Genomic DNA, 25,088 nt, shown 5'->3' on the forward strand with positions numbered 1-25,088 from the left:
GCAAGGTACTGTTTGATTTTATTTACGCCCTTTTTTTATAATGGTTATGATGCTGGTGAATTGTTAGTATAAATGATTAATTTTGAATAAAAATAAATCTCGGATAGAGTCAACTAAAATGACCCACAGCATGTTAAGGGGGCACAAAATGGGCAGAGGAGCCATGTGGCCGTGCTTAAGTAAATGCAATAAAAAAATTTAGCGAGCGATAAAACCTATACTATCAAGAATGAATAAGTTTCTGCTTCGCTGCCTGCTGGCGGCGATAGTTTTGCTGACATGGTCGGTGGCCGAGGCGCAGGTGGCCACGCCAAAGTATAGCAACGAGTTTCTGAATCTGGGCGTAGGTGCCCGGGCGCTGGGAATGGGTAATGTGCAGTCTGCTTTGGCCGAAGACGCCACCGCCGGCTACTGGAACCCTGCCGGGCTGTTGCGCCTGCCCAACAAGTATAACGTGAGCCTGATGCACTCGGAGCTCTTTGCCGGCATCGCCAAGAATGACTTTGCCAGCTTTGCCATGCCCCTGGACTCCAGCAGCGCATTAGGTATCTCACTGATCAGAGTTGGCGTGGATGACATTGCCGATACCCGCCGCCTGCAAAACGAGTATGGCTACATTCAGTACGATAGTATCCGTTTCTTCTCTGTGGCCGATTACGCCATGCTGCTTTCCTATGCCCGCAAAAGCAACCTGATCGAAGGTTTGCAATTAGGAGCTAGCGCTAAGATAATTTACCGCAACGTAGGCGACTTCGCCGATGCTTACGGGTTCGGGATTGATGCCGGAGCGCAGTTGCAGCGCGGAACCTGGCAGTTCGGCATCATGGCCAAAGATATTACCACCACCTTCACTGCCTGGACTCATAATGTGGAGGAACTAGAGGAAGCCTATCTGCAAACTGGAAACGATCTTCCTGAAAACACCGCAGAACTTACCTTGCCGCGTGTCATACTTGGAGTAGGCAAATCTTTCCGCTTTACCGACAACTTTACTGCTGCCCTGGCCACTGACATTGATTTTACTTTTGATGGGAGGCGCAACGTGCTTTTTAAATCTGATGTAATGTCTGTAGACCCACACGTAGGTCTGGAGCTGGCTTATGCTAACTCTGTTTTTGTACGCGGGGGACTTAACAACTATCAGGAAACACAGGATTTGTACGGCGGTACAACCAAGCGCATACAGCCAAACTTCGGGGTAGGTATAAAAACCGGCGGCCTCAACCTAGACCTTGCCATTTCCCGCATTAACAACAGCGAGAGCAACTCAGTTGGCAGCCGCAACACCTCGTCTGTTATAGTTTCTTTAGGATACGCTTTCGACTAATTAATAAAGATTTAGCCAATTGCTCATGTATACTTTTAGCATGAAAAGATGTTTTACCGCAGTTCTTCTGCTCCTGGTGGCCCTAACCACACAAACCTCCAAAGCGCAGGAGCTGGTCGGCAATGAGTGGATCGATTACTCAAAGACTTACCATAAACTGCAGGTACTGGAGAATGGCCTGTATAAGTTAGATTATACTTACCTGCAGGGGCTAGGGCTGGAAAATGTAAATCCTCAGCACCTGCAGCTCTTCCGGCGTGGCAAAGAGGTGGCAATTTATGTGGCAGGCGAGGCTGACGGCCGTTTGGATGCGCAGGATTTTGTAGAATTTTACGGTGAACGCAACGACGGAGTACTCGATAAGGAACTATATAAGAACCCAGCCCACCAGGTGCACCAGCTCCACAGCATGTATACCGACTCGGCTGCATATTTTCTAACCGTAAACCCTGCAGGCAATAACATGCGTATGCGGGAGGTGAACCCCTCCACCGCCGGTCTGACGCCTGAACCTTACCATTTGCAGAAGGTACTATCTCTCCAAACAGCGACGATCCAATTGGGGCAGCCTACCGGCTCAAACCGAATGCCTTGGATGGATAGGGGCGAGGGGTATTTTTCGAAAACTTCTACAGGTACGCAGAGCTTCAACATAACAGGTATTACCAATGTAGTGTCAACCGGCCCTAAACCGTTATTAAAGTATGCCATTGTAGGCCCTGATGAGAAAACGCACCGGGTTGACATAAATGTGGTAAACGGAGCGACGTTTAAGATAAATACGGCTGAGTACGGGGGGTATGATTTTTATAAGTCGCAACAGCAGCTGGAGTTTGGCCACATCAGCTCCTCAAGCCAGATTACACTGCAGCTGGTATCGCAGGAAGTAAATGGCAGTAAAGGTGCTGTTGCTTTGGCTTATGCTGAAGTTACATTTCCTCAAAGAAGTGTTTTTGCAGGCAAATCAATGTTTCTGTATACAGATTCGTTGCGTAGTGCCACATCTTACTTTGAATTTACCAGTGCACCAGCCAGTGTTGTGGCCTACAACGTGACAGACCAGCAGAACATAGTTCGTACAGTTGGGTACTCAAACGGCACAAGCAAAGGATTTGTGGTAAACGGAGGCCAAAATCAACAGAAGGTACTGTTGGCCAGAACAGATCAAGCCCTTATTCCTGCCGGGAATCCAGAAAAAATAACTTTCAGAGAGATTAATCCTGATGCCTATAACTACATCATTGTTACTAATAAAGAACTGATGAAGCCCGCGGACGGCAGCTCAACGCCAGCTCCCAAAGAGTACGCGGCTTACCGTAGCTCAGCAGAAGGAGGAGGGTATGATACCCTGCTTGTTTTTATAGATGACATAGCAGACCAGTTTCATTATGGTGAATTTTCGTCTAATGCGCTCACACGTTTCTCTTCACACTTGCTAAAGTCTCCGCGCCAAAAGTATATTTTATACCTGGGTAAATCTCTGGAATTGCGTGTGCTAAACTATAAGTTAGCTGCTTCCAGAAGTCAGGATCTGGTGCCTTCTGGCTTGGGTACATATCCTGGTTCAGATATCATCTTCTCCGCAGATTTCAGAAACAACAATTACGAACCACGCATTCCAACTGGCAGAGTTACAGCAAAAACTTCAGATGAAATTATTGCATACCTGAATAAAGTAAAGGAGTATGAGGCCGTAAAGGACGGGGAGGAGTGGAGAAAGAACATCCTGCAGCTGGGTGGCGGCTTAAAAGTTGATGAGATTAACTTGATAAATGGTTATTTAAATAATTATGCCACAATAGCAGAAGGGCCTCTTCTTGGAGCAAGTGTTATTCAGAAAACCAGGAAGAACCTGAGTGAGGTTGTGGAGACTTTGGATGTGTCTAAAGAAATTAATGAAGGCGTTTCGCTCATCACATTTTTTGGGCATAGTTCGTCAGGAACCGTGGACTTGGACATTGGCGTGCCATCCAGCCCGATCAGTAATTATAAAAACAAAGGCAAATATCCGGTTATGATCATGAACGGTTGTAACCTAGGTGGTATATTTTCCACCAGCGGGCTGACATTTGGTGAAAACTGGATTAAAACACCTGAAAAAGGAGCTATTGCTTTTATCGCACACACTGATGCTGGATATGTAACAGACCTTAACAGGTATACTTATAATTTTTACACAGTTGCTTTACAAGATCCGGCCTTCTACGGAAAAACGATTGGAGAGGTGCAGCGAGAAACTATACGGAGAGTGCTCCAAATCTCAAGGTCCAACTTTTCCATAGCCATGGTGCTCGAGATGGTGCTTCAAGGCGATCCTGCCATCAAGATCTACAGTCCTGCTAAACCGGATTACCTGGTTAAGCCAAACAGCTTTGACTTAAAAGGACGTTCCGGAAGCTTGGCCACTGCTGTGTCGGATTCTGTTGTACTTTCTTTTGATGCTCAAAACCTAGGCAAGGCTATCACAGACTCAATTTATGTTTCTGTGAAGCGAACATTGCCAGATAACACAGTGCTGGAGGCTGATACTTTTAAAGTTGGCCCTATTATGCATACCAGCCGCATCGAATTGACACTGCCTAATATTGGTGTGTCCTCTATGGGGATAAATACATTTGAGGTTACCCTTGACAGCCGCAATGCTTTTGAGGAGCTGAATGAGGAAAATAACATAGCTGTTTACCAGCGCTATATCTCAGCTAGTGGTTTAACAGTTGTCACTCCGATGCAGTATAGCTTACTTAGTGATGCTGTTGCGACCTTAGCGGTACAGGCTGTAGTAGCCAATAAAGATAAAGGTGTATACTTTGAAATAGACACTACAAATGCATTTAACAGCCCTTGGCTGAAAAAGAGCACAAACCCTAAATCAGGATTTGCATCCTGGGATGTTAGTTTGATTAATAATAGTACTTCGGACAGCATTGTGTATTTCTGGCGTGCGCGTTTTGATTCTTATGAGCAAGGGGAAGACACCGTTTGGGTAAACAGCTCTTTCAGGCGCGTGGCAAGTATAAAATCCGGCTGGTCGCAGAGCCACCGTGGGCAGTTTACGGAAGCCATACTTTCTGGCATGGATTCCCTCAATCAGAAAACGGGTGTGTGGGAGTTCGGTACGGTACGGAAGTTCGTTGACATCAAAACCGCCGGCGGAGACATCCATTTTAGTGACCCACCTTATGGCTTGTTTATTGATGGTAATCAGCAGCTGAACTACTGGTGCGGCAACCCTACTTACTATAAATACACCCAGCCGCGCTTTTATTTAATTGCCTTCAATGACGTTACACTGGAGCCTGTTACCGACATACCCGGACAGATTCTATGTACTACATACCCGTACATCTTCGATACCGATGACTTAAGGAAAGAGGCTAACATCACGAAGTTGAAATCTTTTATTGCAGCTATCCCTGATGGGTATTATGTGGCAGTGATAGGCATGCAGAATGTTCCTTTCAGCAGTTTTACGGAAGAAACCAAAGCAGCTTTTAGAAGCTTAGGCTCAAAATTGATTGATGAGCTAAGAACCGGCGACCCTTTTGTGATGATGGGTAGGAAAGGTGCCGCCCCAGGCACAATTGAGGAAAAGGGATATTCTAAAGAGGAGGAAGATAGAGAAGGTGGTACACCGGGAGCTTCACAAAGTATAGCCTTAAGTATAACTCTGGAGTCTAACAGGCAGTCTGGTACCATCACATCAACAACGATCGGCCCAGCCCTGAACTGGAATTCTTTGCACCATACAATTAAACCTTATGATGGCGGCGAAGACAAGTATAAGTTAAGCTTGATAGGGGTAGATGCCGCAGGTGAGGAGACATTGCTGGAAGAGAATATTAGCTCGAAAGCTTTCGATATTTCTCATATTAACGCTAGTCAGTATCCTAATCTAAAGCTATCAGCCTTCCTAGCTGACTCCACAATGCGTACTGCACCACAGTTGAAAGAGTGGTTTGTTATTTATGATCCTGTACCTGAAGGCATCATCCGGCCTGATTTAGTAAAAGCAAGCAGTGAGGATCTTACCCAGTTGGCCGGAAGCGGAAGTATGAATGTGCCGATGGCTTTTCAAAACGTAACTGCTACCGCGTTTACTGACTCACTGACAGTAGAGGTAGTACTAAGCGGAGCGGGTATATCAGCTACAACGTCAAGGTTCAAAATAAAGCCATTGGGGCCGAATGAGACAGTGCATTTCAGCCATGCCGTTTCTACGGTTGAGCTGGATGGAGACTATAGAATCAGTTTTTATGTGAACCCGCGCTTGGTGCCAGAGCAAGAATATACTAATAACATCTACGAAGTAGCTTTTAAAGTACAGTCTAAGCTTCATCCGGTTATGGATGTGGCTTTTGATGGCATACACATTCTGGATGGTGATATTGTATCTCCCAGCCCGCTGATCAGTGTGACGGTGAAGGATGAGAACAGGCACATTTTTCTGCAGGACCCAGCAAAAATGTCGATGGTGCTGATTACACCAGAAGGGCAACAGCAGGAGGTAGACCTGATGGGCAACCAGGAGGTGACGCATACACCTGCCACCGAGGCAAATGACTTTAAAATGGAGTATAGGCCTGCCAAACTAGAGGACGGCAAGTATACGATGGAAGTGCGGGCAAAAGACGCTGCCGGGAAAGAATCAGGCGTGTCGCCTTACAGGATAGGTTTTGAAGTAGTAAGCGAATCAAGTATATCCAACTTCTACCCATTCCCGAACCCGTTCTCGACTAAAACCAACTTTATATTTACCATAACAGGTAGCACCATTCCGGATCAGATAAAGATTCAGATCCTGACAATTACTGGTAAGGTAGTGAAGGAGATTATGAAGGAGGAGCTTGGCCCGTTACGCATCGGTAATAATAAAACAGAGTATGCCTGGGATGGCACCGATATGTATGGCGACAGGCTGGCCAACGGTGTATACTTGTACCGCGTGGTTATGAGCCGTGGCGAAGAGGAAATGAAGCACCGCAATACTTTCGGCGACGGTGCCTTTAAGAATGGCTACGGCAAGCTCTATATTCTACGCTAAGCTACAGCCGCAAGTATAAAAGCAGAGGGGCCGCTGATTTCAGCGGCCCCTCTGCTTTTATACTTGCGTTACTTCCTTTCCAGCGTCAGGAATGTATAGCTATACTTGTTTTTCTCGTCCGGCTCATGTTGTTCCTGCTCCACCACCTGCCATTTGTTTTCGGGCAGCTCCGGGAAGTAGGCATCTCCATCGAAAGTATGATGCACTCGTGTTAGGTATACTTTGTCGGTGTAGGGAAGCGCTTGCCTATAAACATTGGCCCCTCCAATTATACTTACCTGCTCCGCATCCAGCTCTTTGCCTTTAGCGATGGCCTCTTCTAAAGAGTGTACCACAATGCATCCATCAGCATGGTAGTCTATTTGAGAGGTGATAATAATTGAAGTACGGCCCGGAAGCGGCTTTCCGATAGCCTCATAGGTTTTGCGACCCATAATCATCGGATGGCCCATGGTGAGGCGCTTAAAATGCTTCAGGTCGGCGGGCAGGTACCAGATCAGGTCATTGTCTTTGCCAATCACATTGTTTTCGGCGGCGGCTACTACAATCGCTATCATATCAGTTATACTTCAAAATTATAGCCACGCAGCAGGTCCTGCGCCGGCATACGTTTTTTACCTTCCATCTGCAGGTCGAGCACAGCAAGTGCGCCTTCAGCAGTTTGTATGTGCAGGAAGTTTTTGTTGTCGGTGTGGATAGTGCCGGGCTCCGAAGTATAAACAGCATCATCCAGCACGGTTACTTTATAAATTTTAAAGTTTTTCCCGTTAAGCTTTGTCCAGGCGGCTGGGTAAGGGCTGAGGCCTCTGATAAAATTGCGTACCTGCTCTGCCGGCTGGTTCCAGTTAATCTCGCAGGTGTCTTTAAATATCTTAGGCGCATGTCTAGTTTCGGAGGAGATTAACTGCGGCTGTGGCTGCACTTCGTTGCGTTCGATAGCCTGCACGGTTCGCAATGCCAGCTCAGCGCCTTTATACTTCAGCTTTTCATACAGCGTACCGAAATCATCTTCTTCCAGAATCGACATGTGCTCCTGGAAAATCAAATCACCGGTGTCAATCTCATGCTTCAGGAAAAAGGAGGTAACACCTGTTTCTTTCTCTCCGTTGATGATGGCCCAGTTTATAGGCGCGGCCCCGCGGTACTGCGGCAGCAGCGATGCGTGAATGTTGAAAGAGCCCAACTCAGGCATCGCCCATACAACTTCCGGCAGCATTCTAAACGCCACAATAATTTGCAGGTTAGCACTGTAGCTTCTGAGTTCTTCCAGAAAAACCTCTGATTTAAGGTTTGTTGGCTGCAGCACCGGAATATGCTGCGAAACAGCATACTCCTTAACCGGCGACTGGTTCAGCTTCTGGCCACGCCCGGCCGGTTTGTCAGGGGCCGTGATAACAGCTACAACATTATACTTATTCTCCACGAGTGTCTGCAGGGTTGGCACGGCAAAATCCGGCGTACCCATAAACATGATGCGTAAATCTTTCATAATTAGCTAAAGTCTGGGTATAAAAGGTACTGCTTGCGCTTAGCTTTGTAGTTTGATAAGGCAGGCTCCCAGCTGGCGCGAATCTCCGCCTCTGTCTTGCCTGCTTTTACCTGCTCGCGCAGTTTGGTGGTACCCGCCAGTTTTTCGAAGAAGTTGTTGAAGAACTTATCCTTGTTACTGGAGTTGTTATACATTTCCAGTAGGTAACTCAGCGTAAAAGGCTGCGCATCGGACGGGTCTGTCAGGTCCATGCCATAGCAGGTAACGCCCTTGTGGGGAGGATCGGTGGCGCCTGGGGTGCTGGTTGGCGTAAAGCTAAAATCCTTGATCTGATAATATGGGCTGCCAATTAACTGGAAAGGTGTAGCAGTGCCTCGCCCAACACTCACGTTTGTGCCTTCAAAGAAGCAGATGGAAGGGTATAGTGCAATGGCCTGTGCGTTTGGCAGGTTTGGTGAAGGCCTCACAGGTAAATCGTAAGCCATGTTATGGTCATAGTTTTCCATCGGGATAACCGTGAGTTTTGCCTGGCGCTGCCCCTCCAGCCACTTTTCGCCGTTAATCATTTTGGCCAGTTCGCCTACGGTAAGCCCGTGCACAATCGGAATCGGGTGCATGCCCACAAACGACTGCAGTTCCATTTCCAGTACCGGCCCGTCTACATAATGTCCGTTCGGGTTTGGGCGGTCCAGTATAACCACTTCTTTTCCATTTTCTGCGGCGGCCTCCATTACATAATGCATGGTGCTGATGTACGTATAGAATCGCGTGCCCACATCCTGAATGTCGAACAGCAGCACGTCCAGATCTTTTATCTGCTGCGGCAGCGGTTTTTTGTTTTTGCCGTAAAGCGAGATGATGGGCAAGCCTGTTTTTGGGTCGTTGCCATCTTTTATATGCGCACCCGCGTCAGCCTCACCACGGAAGCCGTGCTCCGGCGCGAATATCGTTTTTATCTCTACACCCCGGCTCAGGAGCGTATCGACAAGGTGCGTTTGTCCAATGGTGGAGGTTTGGTTCACAATCATGCCCACGCGCTTGCCCTGTAGCTGCGGCAGGTAGGCTTCTAATCGCTCTGCGCCTGTTTTAAAGGGTTGGGCCTCTGGTGCAGGGGCCGCGGCAGTAACCTGGTTTTGCTCTGGCGCTGCTGTTGTGGCAGGCACTTGTTTAGAATTGCAGCCGCCAAGCGAGAGCAGCAGCGATGCGGTAAGGTATAGGAAAGGGTGTGTCATCGTTTTTGTAAGGTAGAAGTCAAAATTCATACCTATCTTTAAGGCCATTAATCTGATTTAAGGCGAGTGAATATCTCCAAATACATATCCGATAAAATATCAGAAGTGCAGACTGGCTCTTTTACGCAGTCAGTTACAAAAATAGCAATTATAAGTATAGCTGCAGGCATAGCCATCATGATTGTGTCTTTTGCCATATTGGAAGGCTTCCGTAACGAGATCCGTGAGAAGATCTTCAGTTTCGGGGCACACCTGCAAATCAGCAAGTATGACACCAATAACTCTTACGAAGGCTCTCCGATCAGCTACAATATCGGGCTGTCGGACTCCATTCCGGGTATAAGAAAAATACAGGGTTTTGCGCGTAAAACAGCCATCATCAAGACAGAGGATGAGGTGCTGGGCGTGGTGGTGAAAGGCGTAGGCGATACCTATGATTTAAGCGCCATGCAGCAGAACCTGAAGGGCGGGGAGCTCATGGCTTTTACAGATACCGCCTCGTCTAAAGACGTGCTACTGAGCCAGGCAATTGCCAGTAAACTCCGCCTGAGCGTGGGCGACGAGGCAATTTTTTACTTTGTCCAGAATCCGCCGCGGGCTCGTAAGCTACGGGTAAGCGGAATTTATAATACCGGGCTCGAAGAGTTTGACGAGGTTTTTGTACTCAGTGACATTAAACTGTTACGGGAGTTGAACAATTGGCCAGATACACTGGTAGGAGGCGTGGAGGTGGTGCTCCAGGATTTTGAGCAGATAGATGAAGCTGCAGAGGTAGTGTTCGAAAATATGAACTATGATTTGCAGTTGGAGAAGATTACGGACCGGCACGCCCAGCTATTTGACTGGCTGAAACTGCTGCAGAAGAACGTCGTGATCTTTTTAGTGCTCATCATCTTCGTGGCAACGTTTAACATGGTTTCGACAGTGTTTATCATGATTATTGAGCGGATAAACATGATTGGCGTTCTAAAAGCTGTAGGAGCCACAGATGCCCAGATCCGGCAGGTCTTTTACTTCCGTGGATTGAAACTGACGCTGAAAGGCCTGGTTTGGGGTAACATCATCGGGATTGGCTTTTGCGCGGTGCAGTATTATTTTGAGCTGATTCCGCTGGACCCAGAGAACTACTACATGGACCGCGTGCCTATCAGCTGGAACATCGGCATGATTCTGATCCTGAACGCGCTTACGCTTGTACTTACCATGTTGGCGATAATTATACCTGCCGCCATGATTGCACGCATCAAACCTGTAAAGGCAATAAAGTTTGATTAAGAAGAGTCATCATTCATACTTTGTAAATCAGAACTAACAAGCAGACCAAGTATAAAAAGCGAGGGACTAACCGTATTCGGTTAGTCCCTCGCTTTTTATACTTTGAAAATGATCTATACTGCAGCTGCAGCCTTGGGCTGACTTCCGTTTTGCTGTGTAAGGACTTCTCTTTTGGGAACTGGCAATGCAATGTTATTCTTCTCAAAAGCATCTTTTGCACGCTCATTCATGTCCCAGAACAGGCTCCAGTAATCTTCACGTTTGCACCAGATACGGGTACTGATGGTAATTGAATGCTCGGCAAAATTAGTGACAACTATGACAGGGGCAGGCTCAGCCATAATTCGCTCATCCTCGGTTACCAGCTGCTGAAGCAACTGCCGCACTTTGCCAATGTCGTTGTTAACAGATATGGTGAAAAGCAGCTCAACCCGTCGTGTAGATTCTACCGAGTAATTTACCACCACAGTAGAGGCCAGCGGTCCGTTGGGCATATAGATCGTTTTATTATCAGCCGTTTTAAGCACAGTGTTAAAGATGTTGATCAGTTTAACAGTGCCGCCTTGCCCTTGTGCCTCGATATAATCACCTACCCTGAAAGGTTTTATGGTAAGTATAAGTACGCCGCCCGCAAAATTTGAGAGGCTTCCCTGTAGTGCCAAACCAATAGCAAGGCCAGCTGAGCCGAGTACGGCAATAAAAGAAGTCATTTCTACGCCCAACTGTGCAATTACCAGCACAATCAGCAGCACCCACAGCGATATGTTAAGTATACTGGTAAGGAAGGGGCGCAGCGACTCATCTACGCCTTTGCGTAGCATTATGCTGTTAATCAATAATTTAAGGCGCCTGATAACCCAGGTTCCGATAATTAGAATAAAGATGGCAACCAACAGCTTAAAACCGTAAAGCACGGCAAAGTTTGCAACCATTTCGCGGATAGAATCTATATCCAGCACCATAAGAGTTAAAAAGTTATAGAGTTAAAAGTTATAAGGTTTGTGAGAATATGATCATGTGAGTACACTTTCTGATGGATGATACTGTTCTGAGACAATTTTAAAATAAAGCCGTGAGGTGACGGCACTGCAGAATCAGGTTTGGGTTGGGGCACAACTTCTCATACTTTGCACGCTCAGAATTGGTAGCAACACCCGGAAAATCACCGTGCTTTCCGCTCATGTCGGCAATAACCTGGAAGTGCAGGTGCGGCGGCCAATGGCCGTTTTCGGGGTACGGACCAACTTCCGCTATCTTTGCGCCTTTGGCAAAATGCTTCCCTTCCTGCAGCCCCTGCAAGGAGGCCCGGTTCAGATGCCCGTATAAAGTATAAAAGGTAACCCCCTCCAATTCATGCTGCAGAATAATAGTGGGGCCGTAATCACCAAAATTATCATTATCAGCAAAACTATGGATAGTGGCATCTAACGGGGTAAAAACGGCAATGCCTGCGGGTAGCCACACATCCACACCTAGATGAAGGTTGCGGCTTTCAGCCTGTACGTCAAAATGGCGGCTGCGGCGGTAAATAAAACGATCCTCCAGATACCCACCAACGCCCGTGGTGGCTTTATGCTGTCGCAGCATTTGTTCAACTGCCTGGTTAAAGGCAGCAGTATCCTGCAAATCGGTGTTTTGCAGCAGTTGGTTTTTTTCGGAGAAATCCAGTGTGCACACGCTTTCAGCGTTCAGGTTGGCATCCAACACTGGGGCAAAAGCATGGCAGTTCCTGCTTAGCAGGGCGCTAAGGTCTTGGGTGTTTTTCATAAGCTTGCACAACGGGCATAGTTTGGGATGCCCGTTGTGCAAGTTAAGTAGAATTTAGTTTAAAGGCGCAGCCTCTTCCTCCTCTAATACCTTGGAGAAGGTTTTAAGGCTCTTGGTTTTGCCGAAAAGCTCTTCTGATTTTTTGCTGTAGGCCAGGGCAGCCTCCTGCAGTGTTTCGAAGGTACCCAGGTTGATACGCTGCTTGTTGTGGTGAATGATGGCGCGGTATTTCTGGGCTTCTTTGTGCACCCCGCGCACACCAAGCTTGTTTTCGGTTTTTGTGGTGTTGCGAACAATTTTGCAAAGCGGAGCCCATTCTAGGTTCTCACGGCGGCAGTCAAGCTTGTTGCCGTTTTTGAAGTGTACGTACAGCTTCAGGTCGCTTTCAGGTTTTTCGAGCAGTTGCTCGCCAATCATTTTGTGAAGGTAGATCGTCTCGTTGCGGTATTTACCATTTTTGAGCGGCCAGTTTTTCTGAAAAAAAGCATAGCCGTTGGAGTGGATGCGCAGGTGCTTCAGAAATTCGATTTGTTGCAGATACGCGTTGCGCTGAATGTAATCGTACGTAGTGTCATCTACAACTACAGTTTTATCACAGTTCTTGAGTGTTAATTTGTACAGCATTTGGTTGTTTTCATGTTATAGTAAGGATAGCGTTTAATACAGAAGCATGGGCTGTGAAGTATAAATACTGTAGCCGTTGCAGCGTGTTGTAAAGTTCAACTTTTTTTTAATATATTTTACAACTAATATTCAAATTTTTTATTATTCACCGGGGGCTGGTGTTTCTAAATTTTATACGATACTTTCCCAGAACAGGAGGGATTGTCGTAACTTTCAGGGCCAAAATAAGTTTTAGTCCTAGACACATCAGAGCTAAAGTATAAAAACATGAGTAACCCTTATCTGACCTTAAAGGTTGTAGAAATTACCCGTGAAACGGCAGATGCTGCCACTATTCATTTTGAACATCCTGAAAAACAAGCGATAAACTATAAGCCGGGCCAGTTCCTGACACTGATCCTGCCTGTAGAAGGTAAAGAGATACGCCGTTCTTACTCCCTCTCCAGCACCCCGCACGAGGCGCCGCGCCTTTCAGTAACTGTTAAGCGCGTAGAAGGCGGATTGTTGTCTAACTACCTGCTGGATAGCCTGCAGGTAGGGCAGGAGGTAAAAGTGATGGAGCCTATCGGTAATTTTTGCCTCACCTGTGCCCCAACCAACCAACGGCAGGTATTGCTGTTTGGCGCTGGCAGCGGCATTACGCCACTAATGTCTATACTTAAAGCTGTGCTGCGCGAGGAGCCAAAAAGTAACGTAACGCTACTGTACGGCAACCGCGACGAAGACTCTGTTATTTTTAAAGAGCAGCTGCAGCAATTAGAGGTGCAGTACCAGGAGCGCCTGCATGTGGAGTATATCTTCAGCCAGCCGCGTGAGGCCTGCGACCACCGGGGCCGCATGAACCAAAGTATGATCATCAAAATTCTGGAGCGGCTGCAATTAGCCAAAATTAGCGACGGCATTTATTACATGTGTGGCCCTGAAGGCATGATGGAGGAGGTGCGCCACGCACTGGATGTGCTGCACGTTCCTGCTGATCGTATTTTCAGAGAAAGCTTTGTGAGTAACAAACTGCTGGATAAACAGCAGCAGGAGGCGCAGCATGGAGATGTGCTTTCTTCGGAAGATGACGGGGAAATTGTAACCCAGAACGTAACGGTTATTTACGAAGGCTCCGAGTACAGCTTTGTAGTAGAGCCAGACCAGACAATACTAGAGGCTGCCCTGGAGCAGGACATTGATTTACCTTACTCCTGCCAGGCCGGGCTCTGCACCGCTTGCCGTGGTAAGTGCCTGAGCGGCAAAGTACACTTAGACGAGCGTGAGGGATTATCTGACGCTGAAATGGAAGAAGGATACGTGCTTAACTGCGTAGGCCATCCCCTCACATCAAACGTAGTAATAGAGATCGGTTAAAGTTTAAAAAGCGTATATAAGAGCAGCGCCGGATAAGTTTTTTCTGGCACTGCTCTTTTTTTTGTACTTTCATAAGAAGTGCTTATATTGTACTTCTTAAATATACATTGCAATAATGACAATACAACCAACGACAAACCTAACTATACCGGAACGTAGCCCACGCACCTATCTCTCCGAAAATTTTAAGGTAGAGGACTGGGAAACCATAAGGCCATACTTTGAAGAATTGAAAACACGCCAGGTTAATAATGTAGAGGAGCTGGAGAAGTGGATGCGTGACCGCAGCGAGTTGGAGAGTGTGCTTTCTGAGGACTTAGGGTGGCGCTACATACGCATGACCTGCGACACGCAGAATGAGGAAACCACGCAGGCTTTTCAACACTTTATTTCAGAGATAGAACCAAACATTGCCCCCCTGGATCATGAGCTGAATTTAAAGCTTATGCACTCGCCTTATGGGAACGGGCTGGACAAGGAAAAGTATAAAATCTATTTGCGTGGGGTGGAGCGCGCTTTGGAAATTTTCCGTGAAGAAAATATTCCGCTGCAGACAGAAATCAGCACAAAGCAGCAGCAGTATGCGGCTACTACAGGTGCCATGACCGTAACGTTAGACGGGGAAGAAATGACGTTACAGCGTGCCGCAGACCGTTTGAAGCGTACTGACAGGGGCGTTCGGGAAGAAGCCTGGCTCACCGTGCAGGAGCGCCGCTACCAGGACCGTGAAAAACTGGATGGCCTTTTTGACGAACTCCTGAAGTTGCGCCACAAAGTAGCTGAGAATGCTGATTTTGAGAACTTCCGCGACTACATGTTCGCTGCCATGGGCCGTTTCGATTACACGCCGCAAGACTGTTTCGACTTCCATACTTCCATAGAGAAAACCATTGTTCCTTTGCTCACAAAGTTTGATGAGGAGCGCAAGCAGCAGCTAGGTGTGGAGCAACTGCGCCCCTGGGACCTGGATGTGGACCCCTCAGGCAAAAAGCCACTGGAGCCCTTTCAATCGGGTGATGAGCTGCTGGAGAAAACAGTGCAGGTGTTTTACAAGCTGGATAACTACCTGGGCGACTGCCTGGCTACCATGCGCGAAATGGGACACTTAGACCTGGAGTCCAGAAAAGGGAAAGCACCAGGCGGTTATAATTATCCGCTAGATGAAATTGGAGTGCCGTTTATTTTCATGAACGCTACCTCTAGCCTGCGCGATGTAATTACCATGCTGCACGAAGGGGGCCACGCTGTACACTCCTTCCTGACGCGTGATCTGTGGCTTAACTCTTTCAAACACCCACCTTCAGAAGTTGCTGAGCTGGCATCTATGTCTATGGAGTTGATCTCGATGGACTTCTGGGATACTTTTTTCGAGGACGAGGACGAGCTGAAGCGCGCGAAGAAAACGCATCTGGAAAGTGTGCTGGAGACGTTCCCATGGGTAGCCACTGTAGATAAGTTTCAGCACTGGATTTACGAAAACCCGGAGCAGACGCAGGAGCAGCGCCACCAGGAGTGGCTGAAGATCTTTGAGACCTTTAACCACAAAATGGTAAGCTGGGAAGGGTTAGAAAAGTATAAACCATACATGTGGCAGAAGCAGCTGCACATTTATGAGGTGCCGTTTTACTACATCGAGTATGCCATGGCGCAATTAGGAGCTATTGCTGTCTGGAAAAACTATAAAGAGAACCCTACCGAAGGACTTGCCGCCTATAAGCGTGCGCTAAGCCTCGGCTACACCGTTTCCATTGGCGAGGTCTATGAAGCCGCGGGCATTAAATTCGATTTCAGCACAGTATATATTAACAGCCTTGTGGATTTTGTGAAAGACGAGATGGCAAAAATCTGATTTATACTTTAAGATCAAGTAATGCAGCGGGCATGCCTTTTGTAGAGCGTGCTCGCTTTTTTTGTACACAACCAGGTGCTTTATCTCAACGAAGTATAATCTTAACCCAAATCTGCTTTTCGCAGTTAAAGACTGAAACAATCGATCTAAACTATGAAAGTTAGCTTACTCTTGATTCTTCCTTTGGTATTTTTGAGCATTTCTTGCTCCAGCAATAAAGCCTCTGCTTCAGCTTCCATTCCAAACGCAATAGAGGCTACCGCTGAGCTTGTGTCTCAGTCAGAGACGGTTGTAGGTACTTGGCAAGGTATGCTTCCCTGCGCTGACTGCCCTGGTATTAGCTACACGCTGCAGATTTTTCCGGACCAAACCTATCAGGAAAAGCTGGTATACCTGGAGCGCAGTGCGGAGGCAGTGGAGCAAGCAGGTGCTTGGGAAGTAGATGCCTCAGGCGTACTTAATTTAGAGAAGCCGGACGGCAGCGGGATGATTAAGTTTGAAATAATGCCGGATGCACTTGTCATGCTGGATACAGTAGGAAAGCGTATAAATTCTGATATGGCTGCTATGTACCGGCTTAAAAGAATTAATCAAAAGTAGAAGAGGCAGTGTATTTGAGACAGCAGTAAAAGAAAATCCGCCCCAGCTATAGTAAAATGGCTGGGGCGGATTTTTGTAATTATGCTTATACGTTACAGGGGCTTAAACTGCTCAAACATTTGCTTGCAGTTGTTGCAGTAGTGCATGGAGCGGCAAAGTGTCGGGCCGAAAGGAGTACGCATAGTTGTATTCTCACTTTCGCAGTACGGGCACTTCACGTGCTCCAGAATATCGAGATCCAGGATCAGGTCATATTTGGGTGGAGGGGCCAAACCGAATTCTTTCAAATGCTTTCTGCCTCGCTCGGTAAGTTTGTTGCTATCCCAGGGTTTGTCAAAAGTCATATTAACTGTATGGTTGCTGATGCCGTGCTTTTCTAATGTGAGCTCCACGTCCTTTTTCATATAATCCATGGCAGGGCAACCGGCAAAGGTAGGTGTCATGTTCACAGTCACGTGGTTCTTATCTGATACTTCCACGCCCGTAATCACACCTAAATCTACCAGTGAGAGCACCGGTATTTCAGGGTCTTTTACCTCCTCCAGTAGTATTAATATGTCTTCTTTTGTCAGCATATTTTTTGATTGTATCAGGTACCATGACTTTCTACTTTATTACAAACTCCCTGCGGATGTCGTGCTACGTGATACGTAAGAATTACCACTCAGCAGTCGGGTCAATTTTGAATACTTCAGCCATTTCATCCAACAGCGGTTGCAGGTGCTCGGTATGCTCGCCGTAGCGCCCGCCAAGCTTTGGCTCTTTACTTTTCAGGTCAGGCAGCCTTAGCTCTGTCTTCTCGAGTACTGCCTGTATCCGCTTCAGCCACTCTGATTTCACCGCTTCTTCACCTGCATACACTCCGGCGTTTATCAGTTCCTGCTCATAAGTTGATTTCTCAAACATCCCAAGTGCGTAAGGTAGAGCCTCATTGAGCGATGACTGCAAACGGATAAGAGCCTCTTCGGTAGAGGTCCCAAGGTTTTTGATCCAAGTGTTGGCATGCAGCACGTGGTACTTCACTTCACCCTTCAATTTCATGGCTACTTTGGCAATCGGCTCATAACTTGACTGCGAGAGCATCTCAAAGCGGATAATTTCGGCGTTGTCGTATAGGAAGTGGCGGATCAGGCTGAAATCATACTCACCGTTAGGTAGTTCTACCAATTGGTTGTTGTGGAACTGGTTGGCATTTCGCGTAAAGGCAACGGTATCCGGCTCGGCCTCTCCGAGCTCGTGCAGCAAAGTATAAAATGCCAGGCTATGGCCTATCTTGTCCTGCGCCATCGACGAAAAAGCAATGTCCTCTTCCAGTATCGGGCCAAAGCCAGTCCACTCGGAGTTGCGGTGGCCAAGTATAAGTTGGTCATCGGCCAGTTTGTACAGCAGGTCTTTTATCGCGAGCTCGTTCATTATTGGGCAGGTGTGTTTTTACGTTCTTCTTTATACTTCGTAATCTTGTCCATCACCTTGTAAGCGATGGCTTCGCGGTATTTTTTCTCCGGCACGGTAGTCCACATATCCTTGTCATCCTCCGCAGACTGCAGCACATCCTTAGATTTTACTACCCACACGTTCACGATAGGGCTTTTCTCTCCAAAAGCTTGCTTTGCCTCCTGTAGCGCGTTCAGGTAAGATGTTGCCATCACGCGACCAGCATGGGTATGGGCTTTTCCGCGTTTCTTCAGATGGAAAATTTCGTAAGGCTCCGGCTGTTCGATCTGCTCGGCAGTCTCTTCAATGCGAAGCATGTCATACACGTTTTCGCCATCGTTGCCATAAGGCGTTACCTGAATGTTTTCAGTGCGCGCAATCCAAAGGCCTACGCAAGGGAAACGGCGGCTGTACTGCTCTTTGGCAAACAGGAAAGCCACATCCTCGTTAGGGGCATGCACTGGGCCAACGTAAGTATGGGCAGCGCCATCTTTTTTCTGATGAAAGGCTTCGTAGGTTTCAAACTGATCCAGTTCAGGCTTTTCCTCCATCGGAGGCACTTCGCCGTCCGGCAGGTTCAGTCGAGTAACTCGTGGGTCAAGGGACTTTAACATAAGTTATGAGTTAAGAGTGAAGAGTTAAGAGTTAGAAGCACTTTTAAACTTTTAACTCTCAACTTTTAACTAAGTACGCCTACGCTAATGGGCGTACATATTTTGCTTTCGGGTTCAGCAGGGCTCTACGTACCCAGGCACCGCGCTCTTCGGCAGTTCGGCGTACGGCAAGACGCTCAGCGTTGCAAGGGCCGTCGCCGTTTATCACGCGCTTAAACTCATCCCAATCTGGCTCGGTGAATTCCCACTGCCCGGTTTCTTGGTTTTTCTTTAAGTTTGGATCAGGCACGGTCAGGCCAAGCTCCCATATTTTCGGCACATACATATCCAGGAACTGCTGGCGGCATTCGTCATTAGAAGCCATCTTAACCTTCCAGCGCATAAGCGTTTCAGTGTGCGTACTCATTTTATCAGACGGGCCGAAGAACGTCATAATCGGCGGCCACCAGCGGTTAAGTGCTGCCTGGATCATCTCGCGCTGCTTTGGAGAACCTGTTGCCATGTGCACCACAGCATCGTGGCCATACTTCAGGTGGAAAGCTTCCTCGGCGCAGATACGCTCCAGCGCACGGGAGTACGGGCCATAAGAGCCTTTGGCGTTTGCCATCTGGTTCACAATCGCACCCGCATCAATCAGCCAGGAAATAATATTGGAATCTGCCCAGGTAAAAGCAGGGTAGTTAAATACGTTGGAATACTTTGATTTGCCGTTGATCAAGTCCGTCAGCATTTGCTCGCGCGACTTACCCAACGTTTCGGCGGCAGAGTATAGAAGCTGCGCATGGCCTACCTCATCCTGCACCTTAGCCATCTGCGCCATTTTGCGGCGGAAACCAGGGGCGCGGGTAATCCAGGTACCTTCCGGCAAGGCGCCGATAATCTCAGAGTGCGCGTGCTGCTCGATCATGCGGATCAGCTGCTTACGGTACAACTCCGGCATCCAGTCAGTCGGCTCAATTTTTTCGCCTCGTGCAATGCGCGCTTCAAATTCGGCCAGTTTTGCAGGGTCTTCTGTCTGCAGGTCGTCAAATTTGGTAGCCTCGAAAATGTTTCCTCCTCCGTACATAATATATAGTTTTAAGGTTCTGAAATAAGGTTGCTGAGCCGTTTCCGGCCCAGCTGATAAAGGTAGATTAGTTAGGGTGTGTTAAGGTGAGAATATGTATCTTGTAAAGCCTGCTTTTTAGTGCTCAGGCCGTTTAGTAGCATCTCAGTCAGGTTATCGGCAATCTCTGCCGGTGTCATTTTCCCGTTTGGCTTATACCAGGTGTGGGTCCAGTTAAGCCCGGAAAGTATGGTAAGAGCGGCAAACTTCTCATCAGGCACAGTAAACTCTCCATTGCTTATGCCGGAGCGGATAATCTCCCTGAACCGGGCCTCATACTTATCGCGGAGCGACAGGTACGTACTGTGCATCGGTTCGCTCAGGTGGCGCCACTCGTGCAGAAAAACGGCTGCAGCTTCTGTGTTCTGCGTCAGTACCTGCACATGGGCGGCAATGGCGCGCTTTAGCCGGTCTGTGGCAGATCTCTCTGTCGCTTCGGCGGCATCTATGGCCTCAAAAAACTCCTGCGCCATTTTAAAGCAAACCCGCTGCAGTATTTCTTCTTTAGACTTGATGTGCGAGTAAATACTGGCAGCCTCAATGCCCAGCGCATTGGCTAGGTCACGCATCGATGTAGCCGAATATCCCTTTGTTCTGAAAAGGGCAGTGGCTGTTTTTTCGATTTGTTCTTTCCTGCTCAATTTTGTTCTTTCCTGCTCAATACGACTTCCATACTAGTTTAACAAATATAAGCAACCTAACGTTCGTTAGCAAATTTATTTTTATAAACGTTTATACTTTTAGAATGTTGGCAGGGGAGTTGTAGCTTTAATTGTTGGGTTAACATAACCAATGGTCTATACTTGTTGTTGTGCATGTAAGCGGCAAGCATAATATTATGCAGCATTGCTTCTGTACTTCCGTATATTTGAACGAATGGCTATACTTATTATATAAGACTATACATCATGACTGAAATGATCAATACGGCTGAAAGGCTGACAATGGAATATGTGCATTATGAAGTAAAAAATCGTGTCGGCTATGTTACGTTGGCTCGTGCCGAAAAGCGTAATGCGCTGAACTTTGAGGTAGTGTCTGAACTGAAGCAGGCTTTTGCGATTGCTGAAGATGACGAAGCATGTAAGTTGATTGTGCTGCGTGCTGAAGGCAAGGTTTTTTGTGCCGGAGCTGACCTGGAGTACATTCAGCGCCTGCAGGAGAACGATTATCACGAAAACCTGCTAGACTCTACGCACCTGATGGAGCTTTTCCGGCTGATTTATACTTTGAAGAAGGTTGTAATTGCTCAGATTCATGGGCATGCAATTGCCGGGGGCTGTGGTTTGGCTGCTATCTGCGATTTCGGGTTTACGGTGCCGGATGCAAAATTTGGGTATACTGAAGTTAAAATAGGGTTTATACCTGCTATTGTAAAAGTTTTTTTGCTGCGCAAAATAGGGGAGTCGCGTGCTAAGCAGCTGCTGCTTACCGGCGATTTGATTTCTGCGGAGGAGGCCGAGAAGTATGGTTTGGTAAATTATATAGTGCCTGCCGAAGAACTTGAGGAACGCGTATTTGCCTTTGCTCAGAAACTTTGCACAGAAAACTCCAGACAATCTATGGAAGTGACGAAGGAAATGATTGCCCGCGTGCAGGCGATGAGCCTTGAAGAAGGACTGCAGTATGCTTCCGAAATGAACGCCGTGGCGCGCGGTAGTGAGGATTGCCAGCGTGGAATAGCCGCCTTTCTTAATAAAGGACAAATTAAGTGGTAGACATTTGTTTAATAGTTTAAACTATTTATTAAACTTGCTGTTTTGTGGTTATGCTGATAGGCACCGGAATAATGCTATTGACTTTTGTGGCGATGGAGGGCTTAGCCTGGCTTATGCACAAATACGTGCTGCACGGCTTTCTGTGGTTTTTGCATAAGTCGCACCATACGCACCATGACCACGCCTTTGAGTGGAATGACCTGTTTTTTGCCTACTATGGCACGCTGGCGATGCTTTTTTTTATCTTCGGCAGCGACCCAATAGACTACAGGTTTTGGATTGGCGCAGGTATCACTTTATATGGCGTAGCCTATTTTTTGATACATGATGTCTTCATCCACAGGCGAATTAAGGTGTTTAGCAAAACGTCTAATGTTTACCTGAAAGCATTAAACATGGCTCATAAGGTGCACCATAAGGTACAAAGTAAAGAAGGTTCTGAGTCGTTTGGGATGCTGTGGGTTGCACCGCGGTATTTCAGATCAGCTTATGACATTGTGAAGAAACAGGAACAGGAGAAACGTGGCTCAGTACACTATTAAGGAACTCGAACATTTATCAGGCATCAAAGCGCACACCATTCGGATATGGGAGCAGCGTTACGGTATCCTGAACCCCAGGCGCACCGAAACTAATATTCGTTATTACGACGACGCTGATTTAAAGGAGCTGCTGAACATATCGCTTCTGAACGAGAGCGGCTACAAAATCTCGAAGATTGCTCAAATGGAGCGAGAACAGTTGCTGCAGACAGTACGGCAACTCTGTGAGCGCCCCTGTGCCTGCTCTCATCATGTAAATGCGCTGGTATCTGCCATGGTGGATATGGACGAGTATAAATTTGACCGTGCTCTGTCCACGGCAGCTGTGCAGATGGGTTTTCAGGCAACGATGCAGGAAGTAATTTATCCGTTCCTTAACAAAATAGGTGTGCTGTGGCAAACGGGTAATATTACTCCGGCGCATGAGCATTTTGTCAGTAACCTAATCCGGCAAAAACTGCTGGTAGCCATTGATGGCCAAACTGCCCGCTGGAAAGAAAGTGACCCTGCCTATATTTTATACTTGCCTGAAAACGAGTTTCATGAGCTGGCGCTGCTGTATATGCATTATATTCTGCGAACTTACAACCAGCGCGTGGTCTATATGGGCCAGCACCTGCCGTTTGAAGACCTGGAGTTGACATATGAGCAGTTTCAGGCAAAGTATATCTGCACTGTTTTAACTTCGCAACCGGAGCGAGAGGAGGTACAGGCGTACCTAAATAAGCTCTCTCAACGATTTACAGGCTGTACAGTTTATGTTTATGGCTACCAGGTGCAACAGGATGCTCTTGTATTCCCGGAAAATGTGCAGCGTTTGAGCTGCATGACAGAGCTTATTGCTAAATTTACCTAAATATAACATACTTCTTGCAATCCGGCCTTCCTGCGCTTTCGTTTATAAAGTGTTGGCAGGGCGGATTTTTTATGTCGTTTGCCATGATAATATGTACGTACACAGGTAGAAGAGGTGTATTTGTCGAATTTGTTTAACATATATTTAAAATATACTCCACAAACTTATTTTTATTGGCGCGTGTGTCGTATATTTGTTTATGGTTAAACCATAAAAGTTAAACAGAATGACAGCTCTGGAATTCAATACTCTCGTACAGAATGTGGCCCAATCGCTTCGGCCGGCGGCCATGAACCTTACCCGTGACTTGGATGATGCTAAAGACCTGGTTCAGGAAACTATGTTGAAGGCACTAACCAACCGCGATAAATTTAAATCAGGCACAAACCTCAAGGCGTGGCTTTATACTATCATGCGCAATACCTTTATTAATAACTATAATAAAGTAACTAAGCGCAGTAGTAATGTCGATAGTTCGGAATATCTGCAGTATCTTAACACTGACGAAAGTTATGTGACGCAAAACAAAGGTACGGCAACTTTCGTCATGAACGATATAAACAAAGCCATTGCGAACCTCAGCGAAGAGCATCGTACACCATTCATGATGTATTATGTAGGATATAAATACCTTGAAATCGCTGATAAACTGCAGATCCCGATCGGTACAGTTAAAAACCGCATTCACATTGCGCGTAAGGAGCTGAAGGAGGTTCTGAAAGTGTATAAGCAAGACGCTTAACCAAACCCATACCTGCCCTTATGGCTGCAACACGAGTAATTGTTATCGGATCAGGATTTTCCGGGCTGGCGGCAGCTACCAGCCTCGCCGACAGAGGTTATGACGTAACGGTGCTGGAGAAAAACAGCACTCCCGGCGGGCGTGCCCGTAGCTTCTCTTCTAACGGCTTTACATTCGATATGGGGCCCAGCTGGTACTGGATGCCCGATGTCTTTGAATCATACTTCCAAAAATTCGGCAAATCCACATTAGACTATTACAACCTTAAGCGACTAGACCCTTCTTACGCGGTTATATTCGGTGAGGATGATTTTATGGATGTGCCTGCGCAACTCTCCCAGATGCGCCAGCTTTTTGAAAGTATGGAACCGGGTAGCGCCGCTCAATTAGACCGATTTCTGGAGCAGGCCGCTTATAAGTATGAAGTTGGCATTAACCAGCTTGTATACAAACCCGGACGCTCCTTAACCGAGTTTATGAATCCCCGCCTTTTGCTGGATGTGCTGCGGATGGATGTTTTCCAGTCTTTCCATAAGCACATACGCCGCTTCTTTCAGCACGAAAAGATTGTGAAGCTGATGGAGTTTCCAATTCTTTTTCTGGGTGCACTGCCCCAAAATACACCTGCTCTTTATAGTTTGATGAATTATGCCGATATCAGCCTCGGTACCTGGTACCCGATGGGCGGCATGTATAAGATTGTAGAAGGAATGGTGCGCCTGGCAAAAGAGAAAGGCGTAAAGTTTATGTATAATCAGAACGTGAGTCGGCTGGAGGTGCAGGATGGAAGCGTAACGCACGTGCAAACTGATACGGGTACGTTTGAGGCAGAAGTAGTCGTGGCGAGCGCTGATTACCACCATGTGGAGAAAAAGCTTTTGGCCAAGAGCCACCAAAGTTACTCCGATAGCTACTGGGAAAGCCGTACCATGGCGCCATCATCGTTGCTGTTTTACCTGGGCGTAAACAAGCGCCTGCAAAAGCTGCGGCACCACAACCTGTTCTTTGATGAGGATTTCGGGCCGCACGCGCAGGAAATTTACACGCACCCGCAGTGGCCTACAAAGCCGCTTTTCTATGTGTCAGCCCCATCCGTTACCGACCCTGGTGTTGCACCGGAGGGCTGCGAAAACCTATTCATACTTATACCTGTGGCTCCTGGCTTAGAAGACTCGGAGGAGTTGCGCGAGAAATACTTTAATCTGGTGATGGATCGCCTGGAACGGCTGACAAAGCAGGAAATCCGTAGCCATATTATCTACAAGCGCAGCTATGCCCACAAAGACTTTATTCAGGATTACAATGCTTTTAAGGGAAATGCTTACGGACTGGCAAACACGCTTTTGCAAACAGCCATACTTAAGCCGAGCCTGAAAAGCAAGAAAGTTAAAAATCTATTTTACACCGGGCAGCTTACTGTGCCCGGGCCTGGCGTACCGCCCTCGCTTATATCGGGGCAGGTTGTGGCGAGAGAGGTTGAGAAGGAGTATGCACCGCCGGTTGCCGTAAACGTATAA

At 47.2% G+C, this 25,088-nt stretch carries 22 protein-coding genes; 11 read left to right on the forward strand and 11 right to left on the reverse strand.

Annotated elements, in window-relative coordinates; genetic code table 11:
* Positions 1-229: 229 nt before the first annotated feature.
* Together Q1B04_RS00845 and Q1B04_RS00850 are read left to right on the forward strand one after the other, a co-directional pair.
* Positions 230-1,327, forward strand: coding sequence for a PorV/PorQ family protein (locus tag Q1B04_RS00845; RefSeq protein WP_299754415.1), 1,098 nt, complete (start codon positions 230-232; stop codon positions 1,325-1,327).
* Positions 1,328-1,367: 40 nt separating this feature from the next.
* On the forward strand, positions 1,368-6,368 hold the full coding sequence (locus tag Q1B04_RS00850; protein WP_299754416.1) for a C25 family cysteine peptidase: 5,001 nt from the start codon (positions 1,368-1,370) through the stop codon (positions 6,366-6,368).
* A gap of 68 nt (positions 6,369-6,436) precedes the next feature.
* On the opposite strand, the gene Q1B04_RS00855 is transcribed toward Q1B04_RS00850, so the two are convergent.
* The 3 genes from Q1B04_RS00855 to Q1B04_RS00865 are packed head-to-tail and all read right to left on the reverse strand — an operon-like array spanning position 6,437 to position 9,137.
* Positions 6,437-6,925, reverse strand: a complete 489-nt coding sequence (locus Q1B04_RS00855) for a dihydrofolate reductase (RefSeq protein WP_299754418.1) — start codon at positions 6,923-6,925, stop codon at positions 6,437-6,439.
* 5 nt (positions 6,926-6,930) lie between these two features.
* Positions 6,931-7,860 carry a methionyl-tRNA formyltransferase gene (gene fmt, locus Q1B04_RS00860; RefSeq protein ID WP_299754961.1) on the reverse strand — a complete coding sequence of 310 codons (930 nt, stop codon included), beginning with the start codon at positions 7,858-7,860 and terminating at the stop codon, positions 6,931-6,933.
* A complete protein-coding gene (locus Q1B04_RS00865; RefSeq protein WP_299754421.1) occupies positions 7,860-9,137 on the reverse strand; it encodes a DUF1343 domain-containing protein in 1,278 nt (425 codons plus the stop codon). Before Q1B04_RS00865 ends, fmt begins: the two co-directional genes overlap by 1 nt.
* 18 nt (positions 9,138-9,155) lie before the next feature.
* On the opposite strand from Q1B04_RS00865, the gene Q1B04_RS00870 reads away from it, so the two are divergent.
* Positions 9,156-10,364, forward strand: coding sequence for an FtsX-like permease family protein (locus Q1B04_RS00870; protein WP_299754423.1), 1,209 nt, complete (start codon positions 9,156-9,158; stop codon positions 10,362-10,364).
* Between the two features lie 113 nt (positions 10,365-10,477).
* Here Q1B04_RS00870 and Q1B04_RS00875 read toward each other — a convergent pair whose 3' ends face one another.
* The 3 genes from Q1B04_RS00875 to Q1B04_RS00885 all read right to left on the reverse strand — a co-directional run bounded on the left by Q1B04_RS00875 (position 10,478) and on the right by Q1B04_RS00885 (position 12,755).
* The gene (locus Q1B04_RS00875) at positions 10,478-11,326 is read right to left on the reverse strand and encodes a mechanosensitive ion channel domain-containing protein (RefSeq protein WP_299754425.1); all 849 of its coding nucleotides are present in this window, start codon (positions 11,324-11,326) and stop codon (positions 10,478-10,480) included.
* 97 nt (positions 11,327-11,423) lie between these two features.
* Entirely contained in the window at positions 11,424-12,131 is a 708-nt protein-coding gene (locus Q1B04_RS00880) for a peptidoglycan DD-metalloendopeptidase family protein (protein ID WP_299754427.1), read from the reverse strand.
* 54 nt (positions 12,132-12,185) lie between these two features.
* The gene (locus tag Q1B04_RS00885) at positions 12,186-12,755 is read right to left on the reverse strand and encodes an HNH endonuclease (protein ID WP_299754429.1); all 570 of its coding nucleotides are present in this window, start codon (positions 12,753-12,755) and stop codon (positions 12,186-12,188) included.
* 267 nt (positions 12,756-13,022) lie between these two features.
* Between Q1B04_RS00885 and Q1B04_RS00890 the strand changes: the two genes are divergently transcribed.
* The 3 genes from Q1B04_RS00890 (at position 13,023) to Q1B04_RS00900 (ending at position 16,560) form a co-directional block, all read left to right on the forward strand.
* Positions 13,023-14,111: a ferredoxin--NADP reductase gene (locus tag Q1B04_RS00890; protein WP_299754431.1), complete on the forward strand. Its 1,089-nt coding sequence runs from the start codon at positions 13,023-13,025 to the stop codon at positions 14,109-14,111.
* Positions 14,112-14,226: 115 nt separating this feature from the next.
* On the forward strand, positions 14,227-15,960 hold the full coding sequence (locus Q1B04_RS00895; RefSeq protein WP_299754433.1) for a M3 family oligoendopeptidase: 1,734 nt from the start codon (positions 14,227-14,229) through the stop codon (positions 15,958-15,960).
* Between the two features lie 153 nt (positions 15,961-16,113).
* Positions 16,114-16,560 (forward strand): copper resistance protein NlpE, encoded by a 447-nt coding sequence (locus tag Q1B04_RS00900; protein WP_299754435.1) that lies wholly within the window; start codon positions 16,114-16,116, stop codon positions 16,558-16,560.
* A 92-nt stretch (positions 16,561-16,652) separates the two neighbouring features.
* Here Q1B04_RS00900 and paaD read toward each other — a convergent pair whose 3' ends face one another.
* The 5 genes from paaD to Q1B04_RS00925 form a co-directional block, all read right to left on the reverse strand.
* A complete protein-coding gene (paaD, locus tag Q1B04_RS00905) occupies positions 16,653-17,135 on the reverse strand; it encodes a 1,2-phenylacetyl-CoA epoxidase subunit PaaD (RefSeq protein WP_299754437.1) in 483 nt (160 codons plus the stop codon).
* 82 nt (positions 17,136-17,217) lie between these two features.
* A complete protein-coding gene (paaC, locus tag Q1B04_RS00910) occupies positions 17,218-17,973 on the reverse strand; it encodes a 1,2-phenylacetyl-CoA epoxidase subunit PaaC (RefSeq protein ID WP_299754439.1) in 756 nt (251 codons plus the stop codon).
* A complete protein-coding gene (locus tag Q1B04_RS00915; protein ID WP_299754441.1) occupies positions 17,973-18,608 on the reverse strand; it encodes a phenylacetic acid degradation b in 636 nt (211 codons plus the stop codon). Before Q1B04_RS00915 ends, paaC begins: the two co-directional genes overlap by 1 nt.
* Before the next feature lie 79 nt (positions 18,609-18,687).
* The gene (paaA, locus tag Q1B04_RS00920) at positions 18,688-19,674 is read right to left on the reverse strand and encodes a 1,2-phenylacetyl-CoA epoxidase subunit PaaA (protein ID WP_299754442.1); all 987 of its coding nucleotides are present in this window, start codon (positions 19,672-19,674) and stop codon (positions 18,688-18,690) included.
* Positions 19,675-19,745: 71 nt separating this feature from the next.
* Positions 19,746-20,354 (reverse strand): TetR/AcrR family transcriptional regulator, encoded by a 609-nt coding sequence (locus Q1B04_RS00925; RefSeq protein ID WP_299754444.1) that lies wholly within the window; start codon positions 20,352-20,354, stop codon positions 19,746-19,748.
* 303 nt (positions 20,355-20,657) lie between these two features.
* Between Q1B04_RS00925 and Q1B04_RS00930 the strand changes: the two genes are divergently transcribed.
* The 5 genes from Q1B04_RS00930 (at position 20,658) to crtI (ending at position 25,088) form a co-directional block, all read left to right on the forward strand.
* Positions 20,658-21,431 carry an enoyl-CoA hydratase/isomerase family protein gene (locus Q1B04_RS00930; RefSeq protein ID WP_299754964.1) on the forward strand — a complete coding sequence of 258 codons (774 nt, stop codon included), beginning with the start codon at positions 20,658-20,660 and terminating at the stop codon, positions 21,429-21,431.
* A 71-nt stretch (positions 21,432-21,502) separates the two neighbouring features.
* On the forward strand, positions 21,503-21,973 hold the full coding sequence (locus Q1B04_RS00935) for a fatty acid hydroxylase (RefSeq protein WP_299754446.1): 471 nt from the start codon (positions 21,503-21,505) through the stop codon (positions 21,971-21,973).
* Positions 21,954-22,829 carry a MerR family transcriptional regulator gene (locus tag Q1B04_RS00940; protein ID WP_299754448.1) on the forward strand — a complete coding sequence of 292 codons (876 nt, stop codon included), beginning with the start codon at positions 21,954-21,956 and terminating at the stop codon, positions 22,827-22,829. The genes Q1B04_RS00935 and Q1B04_RS00940 overlap by 20 nt, the downstream gene beginning before the upstream one ends.
* 226 nt (positions 22,830-23,055) lie before the next feature.
* The gene (locus tag Q1B04_RS00945; RefSeq protein WP_299754450.1) at positions 23,056-23,571 is read left to right on the forward strand and encodes an RNA polymerase sigma factor; all 516 of its coding nucleotides are present in this window, start codon (positions 23,056-23,058) and stop codon (positions 23,569-23,571) included.
* Positions 23,572-23,591: 20 nt separating this feature from the next.
* Positions 23,592-25,088, forward strand: a complete 1,497-nt coding sequence (crtI, locus tag Q1B04_RS00950; RefSeq protein ID WP_299754452.1) for a phytoene desaturase family protein — start codon at positions 23,592-23,594, stop codon at positions 25,086-25,088.

It is taken from the genome of uncultured Pontibacter sp. (genome assembly GCF_947495565.1).
Lineage (GTDB): Bacteria > Bacteroidota > Bacteroidia > Cytophagales > Hymenobacteraceae > Pontibacter.